Origin of the sequence: Streptomyces hydrogenans, from assembly GCF_014656075.1 — a bacterium.
In the GTDB taxonomy this organism is placed as follows: Bacteria; Actinomycetota; Actinomycetes; order Streptomycetales; family Streptomycetaceae; genus Streptomyces; species Streptomyces hydrogenans.
In genome coordinates, this window is record NZ_BNBS01000096.1 from 1 (window position 1) to 10,026 (window position 10,026).

Below are 10,026 nucleotides of genomic sequence, written 5' to 3' on the forward strand. Positions count from 1 at the left end.
CTCCAGGGTCCAGGAGGTGATGGTGGTGGTGCCGGTGTTCTTGACGGTCCACCTGCCCTCGAAGCCGGAACCCCAGTCGGATGCCTTGGCGTACGTGGCGGTGGCCGAGGTCGCCGCCTCGGCGGGCGCGGCGAGGCCGACCATGGCGGCCAGCGGGAGGAGCAGCGCGGTGGCGCCCGCAAGTGCTTTCGACCGCGTGTGGGGGACGTTGCTCCGTGGCGCTTCGGTACTGCGCCGCCGCGTGAGAGTGCTCAAGGGTGCTCCTCGGGAGGGGTTCGGCGGACAGGGATGGTCCCTGGCCTGTCGACCCTGCGGGTCCCTGGGTGCGTGGTGTCCCTCCTTTGCACCCACCGCAGTGTTGCCGCGACCTTAGGAAGGACTAGACCAATCGTCAAGTGGTATGGACCAAGGGGCTGTTGAGTCGGGGCGGCCGCCCCGATGGTGATTGCCCGTTTCCGTGCGCCTCTGTCCGTGCGTTCGATGGGGGCGTAGTTCCGGCCAGGGTGTGACCTTCCAGGCGCGCGACCCGGAGTCGGCGCCTCGCGCCCCGTGGAGGAAGGGGGCTCTGGGGGTGGATGCCGGAAAGGGGGTCGCTTCCGACGGGGTGGCGAGCGAAGGTCGCGATCCGACCAGTGCTCTCAACTGCGGCGACCGGCTTCCGTCGCCGGAAGTCGCCGCGATCGGATGGTCCAGACCATTGACCTCACCTCGGGCTGCTCCCTAGCATCGGTGCCGTCGCGGCGGCCGCCCCACGAGGGCTCCTGTTCCCCCGGGCACCCCCTCTCTTCATGTCCGGAATCGTTCCTTTCAGGTACGCCCGGTCCTTTCCCTGTGGCGCCCTCGCCGGCGTCGCGCTCCGCGTCGAAACAGGAGTCCATGCAGTGACCTCGGGAGTCGAGCCGCCGGCCGGTGTCGTGGACGGGAACGCCGGGGTGCTGTCCGTCGGGCAAGAACGGCTCTGGTTCCTGGACCAGTTGGAGCCGGGGGACCCCGCGTACAACATTCCCTACGTGCTGCGGCTCGGCGGCGTGCTCGACGCCGCGGCGCTGGGGCGGGCGCTCGACGGTGTCGTGGCCCGCCACGAGGCCCTGCGCACGCGGTTTCCCGCCGCGGACGGACGGCCCTCGGCGGTCGTGGACGATCCCCGGCCCGTCCCCCTCGACCGGCTCGATCTGCGGGGCGCCGACGCGCGGGAGGCCGCCGAGACGCTCGCCTCGCTCACCAACGCGGGCTTCGACCTGGCCCGGGGGCCGGTGCTCAGGGCCGCGCTGCTGCGCACCGGCGACGAGGAGCACCTGCTCTGCCTCGTCCTGCACCACATCGTCGCGGACGGCTGGTCGCTCGGGCTGCTCCGGACCGAACTCGCCGAACGCTACGCGGCCCACCGGGAAGGCCGCGACGCCTCTCTCCCCGCCGTGCCCTCCTATCGGGCGCACGCCGCCGCCGAGCGCGCCTGGCTCGACGGACCCGAGGCCGCCAACGCTCTTGCCTACTGGCGCGAACACCTGGCCGGGGCGCCCGCGTTGGAGCTGCCACTCGATCTGCCCCGGCCGGCCGCGCCCAGCAGCTCCGGGGCCTACCACACCCGGGTGCTGCGCGGGATCGGTCCCACCCGGGACGCCTTCGCCCGCGCCCACCGCGTCACGCCGTTCATGGTGCTCGCCACCGCCTACGCGAGCCTGCTCCACCGGAGCACCGGACAGGACGACTTCTGCGTCGGCGTGCCCACCGCCGCCCGCGACACCGTCGACAGCGAACGGACGATCGGCTACTTCTCCTCCGCCCTCGTCCTGCGGGCCGACTTCGCCGGAGCCCCCACCTTCCTCACGGCACTGCGCAAGACACGGTCCGACTGGCTGCGCGCGCTCACCCACCGGCGCATCCCCTTCGAGCGCCTGACCGAAGAGCTGGGGCCCGACCGCGACGCGAGCCGCACGCCCGTCTTCCAGACCCTGCTCGCCGTCCACACCCACGAGGGCGGCGCGCTCGGCGAGCAGAGCTTCGCCGATCTGACGTGCGTCGAGACCGACGGCGGGCACACCGCGGCCAAGTTCGAACTGGGCCTGGACATGAGGCCGGACGGGGACGACCTGCACGCCGTCTTCGGCTACCGCACCGACCTGCTGCACGCCCGCACCGCCGCCGCGTTCGCGTCCCGCTTCGAGACACTGCTCCGGGCCGCGCTCGCCGCCCCCGAGACGCCGGTCCACCGGCTCCCTCTTCTCGACGCGGACGAACTCCGTCTCCTCGCCGACGGGTCCCGCGGCCCCGCCCTCACCAGGCCGCCCGCGACGACCGTCCTGCGGGCCGTCGACCTGGCGGCGGCCGAGCGGCCCGACGCCCTCGCCGTCGTCGGTCCCGACGAGACCCTGACCCGCGGCGCGCTCGCAGACGCGTCCCGGGCGCTCGCCGCCCGGATGGCCGCGCACGGCGTCACCCGCGGCGACCTGGTCGCGCTCTGCCTGCCCCGGGGCCCGCGGGCCGTCGTCGCCCTGCTCGCCGCCTGGCGCCTCGGCGCGGGCTACCTCCCGCTCGACCCCGCGTACCCCGCCTCCCGGCTCGCCCTCATGCTCACCGACAGCCGCGCCGCGCTGCTCGTCACCCCGGACGGGACCCCGCCCGACGGCTTCCCCGACGGCTTCCCCGACGGCGTTCCCGGCGGGATGCCGGTCCTGTCCTCGCTCCACGACCCGGCGGAGCCCGTACCCGGCGCGTCGTCCGGGCCGCCCGCTGCCGACGAAGCCGGTCCCGACGACCCGGCGTACCTCATCTACACGTCCGGCTCGACGGGAACGCCCAAGGGCGTGCTCGTGCCCCACCGGGCGCTCGCCGCGCGCGTCGCCTGGATGCGCGAGGGGTACGGCCTCACCGGCGACGACCGCGTGCTGCAGTACGCCACGCTCTCCTTCGACACCAGCGCCGAGGAGCTGTTCCCCGCGCTGGCCGCGGGTGCCGTCCTCGTCACCGCCCGGCCCGACACCACCCTGCCCGACCAGCTGGCCGAGCCGTACGCCGCCGGCGTCACCGTGCTCGACCTGCCCACGCCCTACTGGCACCACCTGGTGGCCGACCTGGACGAGACTCCGTGGCCGGACCGGCTGCGCCTGCTGATCCTCGGCGCCGACCAGGTCCAGCCGCACGCCGTCGCGGCCTGGCGGGCGCGGTTCGGCGACCGGGTGCGGCTCGTCAACTCGTACGGTCCCACCGAGACGACGATCATCGCGACCACGGCGGTCCTCGGCGACGAGGACGGCACCACCCGTCCGCCGATCGGACGCCCGATCGGGGCGACCACCGTCGCGGTCCTTGACCGGCACGGCGGCCCGGTGCCCCCCGGAACGCCCGGGGAGCTCGTCATCGGCGGGGCCGGAGTCACCGACGGCTACCTGGGCCGGCCCGGCGCGACCGCCCGCGCGTTCGTGCCCGACCCCGACGGGCCGCCGGGCGCACGCCGCTACCGCACCGGCGACCTGGTGCGGCGCCGGGCCGACGGGGCGCTGGAGTTCCTGGGGCGCATCGACGACCAGGTCAAGGTGCGGGGCTACCGGGTCGAGCCCGGGGAGGTGGAGGCCGCGCTCCTCGCGCTGCCGGGCGTGGTGCGGGCGGTGGTCACCGCGCGCGGGGACGTCCTCGTCGCCCACGTGGTCCCCGTCCCGGACGCTCCCGCACCCGACGCGGACGCCCTGCGCGCCGGACTCGCCGCCGTGCTCCCTCCGCACGCGGTGCCCCACGCCTTCGTCCTCCTGGACGCGCTGCCGCTCACCCCGAACGGCAAGCTCGACCGGGCCGCGCTGCCGGCGCCCGACGCGGCTGCCGCGCCCCGGGCCGAGCACGTACCGCCCCGCACGGAGGCCGAGGAGCTCGTCGCCGAGGTCTGGGGCGAGGTCCTGGGCGTCGACGGCATCGGCGCGGACGACGGCTTCTTCGACCTGGGCGGCCACTCGCTCCTCGCCACCCGGGTCGTCGCCCGGGTCCGCGCCGCGGTCGACCTGTCCGTCCCGCTCCGCGCGCTCTTCACCCGCCGCACGGTGGCCGCCTTCGCCGAGGCCGTCGAAGCCGCCCTGGCCGCCGAGATCGACACCCTGTCCGAGGCCGCCGCCGTCGAACTCCTGGCAGCCCAGGACGCCCTGGAAGGAAGCCGACCGACCCCATGAGCCCCACCGACACCACGGCTCCGGCCGACCCGCCCCCGGCGCCCCGGCCGGCGACGGCGCCCCCGCCGACTCCCGGCGCCACGGCTCCGGCCGGTCGGCCCTCGGCATCCGGCTCCGCCGCGCCCGCCCTCTCCGACGCCAAGCGCGAGCTCCTCCGGCGGCGGCTGGCGTCCCGGGCGAAGCCGACGGCCGTCATTCCCCGCCGCGCCCCGGGAACGCCCGCACCGCTCTCCTTCGCGCAGGAGCGGCTGTGGTTCATGGAGCAGTTCGCGCCCGGGACCTCCGCGTACAACATTCCCGTCGTACGGCGGCTGCGCGGCCCCCTGGACGCCGACGCCCTCCGGGCCGCGCTCGACGCGAGCGTCGCCCGCCACGAGACGCTGCGGTCCCGCTACCCGGCGACCGAGGACGGGCGTCCGCTGCTCGTCGTCGACCCGCCCGGGCCGGCCGCGTTCACCCTGGTGGAGGCGGCCGACGAGGCCGCCGCCGAACGGATCGTGGACGAGGCCGCCGCGGTCCCCTTCGACCTGGAGGACGGGCCGTTGTTCCGGTCGCTCCTGGTGCGGCTCGCCGACGACGACCACGTCCTCCTGCTGCTCGTCCACCACAGCGTGAGCGACGGCTGGTCGAGCGAGGTGCTGCTCGGGGAGGTGCTGCGGAGCTACGCGGCGCGGGCGGCCGGCGCGCCGGACCCGCTCCCGGAACTCGCCGTCCAGTACGGCGACTTCGCGCTCTGGCAGCGCGAGCGCCTGAGCGGTGAGCGGCTCGCCGCCGAGCTCGCGCACTGGGGACGCGAGCTCGGCGGGGTCGAGCCGCTGGAGCTGGCCTTCTCGCGGCCCCGGCCGCCCCGGCAGACCTTCGAGGGCGCCGGGTACGCCTTCTCCGTGGACCGGCCGCTGCTCGACCGGCTCACCGCCCTGGGCGACCGACACGACGCCACCCCGCACATGGTGCTCCTGGCCGCGTTCCAGGTCCTGCTGTCCCACTACGGCGGGCGGCGCGACTTCGCCGTCGGCTCGCCCGTCGCCGGCCGCTCCGAGCCCGAACTGGAGCCGCTGGTCGGCATGTTCGTGAACGTGCTCGCGCTGCCCGCGAGGCTGGAGGGCGATCCGTCCTTCGCCGACCTGGTCCGCCGCACCCGCGAGACCGGCCTCGACGCGTACGCCCACCAGGAGCTGCCCTTCGACCGCCTGGTCAGCGAGCTGAACGTGCCCCGCGACGTGTCGCGGCCCCCGGTCTTCCAGGCCGTCCTCGCCGTGCAGAACTACGCCGTCCAGCGCGACGACACCGCCCTCGGACTTCCCGTGGAAGTGGAGCCTTTCGGCGTCCGGGCGAGCGGCACGCGCTTCGACCTCGAACTCTTCCTCCAGGAGTGGCCGGAGGGCCTGTACGGCTCCTTCAACTACAACACCGACCTCTTCGCCGAGGAGGACGTCGCCCTCCTCGCGTCCCACCTCGGACGACTGCTCGACGCCGTCGCCACCACGCCCGACGCCCCCCTCTCCGGCCTCGACGCCCTCACCGACGAGGAGCGGGCGTTCGAGACCGAGCGGTTCAACGACACCGCCGTCGACCGGCCGGCCACCACCCTGACCGCCCTCTTCGCCGAGCAGGCCGCCCGCACCCCGGACGCGGTGGCGGTCGCCGTCGAGGACCGGCCCGCCCTGACGTACCGCGCCCTGGAGGCCCTGGACCCCCGCCTCGCCGCCCGCCTCGCCGCGGAGGGCGTCAGCCCCGGCGACCTGGTCGCCGTGAGCGCCGAGCGCTCGCCGGAGCTCGTCGCCGGGCTCCTCGGCGTGCTGCGCACCGGAGCCGCGTACACCCCCCTCGAACCGGACTACCCGGCCGAGCGCCTGGCCTTCCTGCTCGCCGACAGCGACGCCCCGGTCCTGCTCACCCAGCGGGGGCTCGCCACCCCCGACGGCTGCACCGCCCGCGTCCTGCTCCTCGACGACCCCGCCGAGTGGCCGCGGGCGCGCGCGGTGCCCGCCGGCCCGCGGCCGGACGACACCGCGTACGTCATCTACACCTCCGGCACCACCGGCCCCCCGAAGGGCGTGCCCAACAGCCACCGGGCCATCGCCAACCGCGTCCAGTGGATGCAGGAGGCGTACCGGATCGGGCCCGACGACGCGGTCCTCCAGAAGACGCCGACCGGATTCGACGTGTCGGTGTGGGAGTTCTTCTGGCCGCTCACCACCGGCGCGCGGATCGTGCTCGCCAAGCCCGGCGGACAGAAGGACAGCGGCTACCTGCGCGACCTCGTCGTCTCCGCCGGCGTCACCGTCGCCCACTTCGTTCCGGCGATGCTCACCGCGTTCCTCTCCGAGGAGGGCGTGGAGCGCTGCACCGGGCTGCGGCGCGTGGTGTGCAGCGGCGAGGCGCTGCCTCCGGACGCCGCCCGCGAGCTGACCTCGCGGCTGCGGGGCCTGTCCCTGGCCAACCTGTACGGCCCCACCGAAGCCGCCGTGGACGTCTCCGCGTGGGAGTGCGCGGGGCCGATGGAGACCGTCCCGATCGGCCTCCCCATCGACAACACCCGCCTCTACGTGCTCGACGAGCGGCTGCGCCCGGTGCCGCCCGGCGCCCCCGGGGAGCTCCACATCGGCGGGACCGCCGTCGCCCTCGGCTACCACCGGCGCCCCGGCCTCACCGCCATCCGTTTCGTCCCCGACCCGTACGGCCCGCCCGGCTCCCGGCTCTACCGCACCGGAGACCTCGCGCGCCGGCGCCCCGACGGCACGCTCGAACACCTCGGCCGGATCGACCAGCAGATCAAGATCCGCGGCCTGCGGATCGAGCCCGGCGAGATCGAGGCCGCGCTCCGCGCCCAGCCCGGCATCGCGGCCGCCGCCGTCGTGGTGCGCGAGGACCGGCCCGGCGACAAGCGCCTCGTCGGCTACCTGGTACCCGCGGCGGGCACCGACGAGCCCGATCCGGCCGCGCTGCGCGCCACGCTCCGGCGCAGCCTCCCCGACCACCAGGTGCCGACCGCCTTCACCGTCGTGCCCGCGCTGCCGCTCACGCCGAGCGGCAAGCTGGACCGGCGGGCGCTGCCCGTCCCGACGGTCCACCGCTCGGCCGGGGCGGCCGAGCCCGAGACGCCGGCCGAGGTCGTCCTCGCCGAGATCTGGGCGGAGGTCCTGGGACTGCCCCGCGTGGGCGCCCACGACAACTTCTTCGATCTCGGCGGCCATTCGCTCCTCGCCACCCAGGTCGTGGCCAAGGCCCGCAAGCGGCTGACCGAGACCGGGGCCCGCCCCATCAGCGTGATGGACCTGTTCACCCACCGCACGGTCCGCGAACTCGCGGCCGTCGCCGCCCGGGACGAGCGGGAGAGCGGACCGCGGTCCCTGCTGCACCGGCTCACCCGCGCGGTCTCCGCCGAGCGGCGGCGGCTCACCCTCGTCTGCGTCCCGTACGGGGGCGGCAGCGCCGTCGTCTACCAGCCCGTCGCCGACGCGCTGCCGCCCGACACCGAACTGTGGGCCGTCGCCATCCCCGGACACGACCTCGGGGTGACCGAGCAGCGCCTCTCCTTCGACGACCTCGCCGAGGGCATTGCCGCGGAGGTCCGGGAGCGGGTGGAGGGCCCGCTCGTCGTCTACGGCCACTGCGCCGTGGGCACGGCGCTCGCCGTCGCCGTCGCGCGCTCCCTGGAGGCGTCCGGCCGGGAGCTGGAGGGCGTGTACGCCGGCGCCCAGTACCCCTTCGCGAAGCCGCGCAGCCGCGTCCTCACCACCCTCGGGAAGCTCGCCTCGCTGGAGCCGCTGGTCGGCGACCGGACGTACGCCAACTGGCTGACCGGCATGGGCGTCGACACCTCCGAGCTCGACGAGGAGCAGGTCCGGTTCGTCATCGGCAACATGCGCCGGGACACGATGGCCGCGGAGGACTGGTTCACCCGGGCCATCGCGGAGGTCGCCGACGGCGCGCCCCGGCTGCGCGCGCCGCTGGTCTCGCTGGTCGGCGACCGGGACCCGGCCGCCGACTTCTACCAGGAGCGCTACCGGGAATGGCTGCTCCTCGCCGAGCGCTCGGCCGTGGCCGTGCTGGACGAGGGCGGGCACTTCTTCATCACCTATCGGGCCGTCGAGGTCGCGGAGGCCGTCACGCGCGTGCACCGTGCCGTGCTGGACGGCACGACCGACGCGCTGCCCGCGGCCGACCCGGAGAACTCCTGGTGGTTCCACGGCGAGACCGGACCCGTCACCGATGCCGCCGCACCGATCGCCTCCGGAACGGGCCCCGCCGACGGTCCGGGGCCCGCACCCGGCCGTGCCGCCGGAAGTGGCGACGGCCCGGCTCCCGGCACCGAGCCGGACGACGGCCCGCAGCCCGGCATGAGGCGCTTCCTGCTGGTCGCGGGCGGTCAGCTCGCCTCCATCACCGGCTCCGCGCTCACCGAGTTCGCCCTCCCGATCTGGATCCTCCTGGAGACCGGCTCGATGGCCCGGTACGCGCTGTACGCGGTCGTCGCCATGCTCCCCGGCATCCTGGTCGGCCCGCTCGCCGGGGCGCTGGTCGACCGGATGGACCGGCGCAGGGTGATGCTCGTCGGCGACGTCGCCGCCGGCGCCACCCAGGCCGGACTGCTCGTCCTCCTCCTCACCGGCCAGCTCCGGTCGTGGGAGGTGTACGTCCTGCTCGGAGTGCTCTCCGTCGCCCTGACCTTCCAGCGGCTCGCGTACGCCTCGGCCGTGCCGCAGCTCGTGCCCAAGCGCTATCTGGGCCACGCCAACGGCATCGTCCAGCTTGCCTTCGGCACGGCGCAGTTCGTCGTCCCGCTGGCCGCCGTCGCGCTGATGGCGGCGATCGGGCTGCGCGGCATCCTCGTCATCGACGTGATCAGCTACGTCGTGGCCATCGGGATCCTCCTCGTGGTGCGGTTCCCCCGCACGCTGCCCTGGACCCGGCGCGAGTCCCTCGGCACGGAGATCCGCAACGGCTTCGCCCACGCGTGGCGGCACCGCGGCTTCCGCTCGATGCTCCTGTGGTTCGCGGGGCTCAACGTCTTCCTCTCGCCGCTCTTCCTCCTCACCACCCCGCTGGTCCTCGCCTTCGACGACCTCGGGGGAGCGGCCCGGGTCGCGGTCGCGGGCGGCGCCGGCGCGCTCCTGGGCGGTGTGGCCATGGGCTTCTGGGGCGGGCCGCGCCGCCACCGGCTGCGCGGCATGCTCGCCCTCGCCGGCCTCCTCGCCCTGGCGGGTGCCGTCACGGGGCTGCGCGCGAACCTGTGGGTGGTCGCCCTCGGGGCCTTCGGGATGTCCTTCGCCCTCGCCCTCGTCAACGGCATCTACGCGACGATCGTCCAGACGAAGGTGGCGCAGCGGTTCCACGGGCGGGTGTTCGCCCTCAACACGCTGGTCGCCTGGTCCACGATTCCGCTGGGCCACGGTGTCGTCGCCCCGCTCGGATCCGGGTTCTTCGGGCCGCTGATGGAGCCCGGCGGCGCCCTCGCCCCGGTCTTCGGGCCGCTCATCGGCACGGGCCCCGGCCGGGGCATCGCCCTGATGTACGTGCTGTTCGGGCTGGCGATGGCGGGCCTGGTCGTCCTCGGTCTCCGGCTGCCGTCGCTGGCGCGCTTCGACCGCGACGTCCCCGACGCGGAGCCGGACGACCTGGTCGGCCTGCGGGAACGCGCCCGCGCCGCGGCGGACCGCCGGGCGCAGGCGAGCGCCGCTGGGCGCAGGGCGAAGACGCCCGACGGCGCCCCCCGGGCGGAGGCGAGCACCGCGGAGCGAGTCTCCGCCCGCGTGGCCGAGACGAGTGCCGCGGACCGTGGCGAAGAGTCGGACTCCGCAGGCGGCCGGGCGAAGGCGGGTGCGCCGTGATCCGCCGTCGTCCCGGGCCCGGCGGTTCCCCCGCGGGC

At 75.4% G+C, this 10,026-nt stretch carries 3 protein-coding genes; 2 read left to right on the forward strand and 1 reads right to left on the reverse strand.

The features are described 5' to 3' along the window. Nucleotides 1-255 (reverse strand): cellulose binding domain-containing protein (locus IE321_RS42280; protein WP_229916591.1); only part of this gene is annotated, 255 nt, incomplete at its 3' end. Between the two features lie 533 nt (nt 256-788). On the opposite strand from IE321_RS42280, the gene IE321_RS30405 reads away from it, so the two are divergent. Both IE321_RS30405 and IE321_RS30410 read left to right on the forward strand, forming a co-directional pair. Continuing rightward, nucleotides 789-4,154: a non-ribosomal peptide synthetase gene (locus tag IE321_RS30405; protein WP_190225242.1), complete on the forward strand. Its 3,366-nt coding sequence runs from the start codon at nt 789-791 to the stop codon at nt 4,152-4,154. Continuing rightward, nucleotides 4,151-9,988, forward strand: a complete 5,838-nt coding sequence (locus IE321_RS30410; protein ID WP_190225243.1) for a non-ribosomal peptide synthetase/MFS transporter — start codon at nt 4,151-4,153, stop codon at nt 9,986-9,988. Before IE321_RS30405 ends, IE321_RS30410 begins: the two co-directional genes overlap by 4 nt. Nucleotides 9,989-10,026: the final 38 nt, after the last annotated feature.

Bases quoted from the DNA above. Each gene is read 5' to 3' on its own strand.
- IE321_RS30405 (WP_190225242.1), top strand. From the start codon at position 789: ATGTCCGGAATCGTTCCTTTCAGGTACGCCCGGTCCTTTCCCTGTGGC.
- IE321_RS30410 (WP_190225243.1), top strand. From the start codon at position 4,151: ATGAGCCCCACCGACACCACGGCTCCGGCCGACCCGCCCCCGGCGCCC.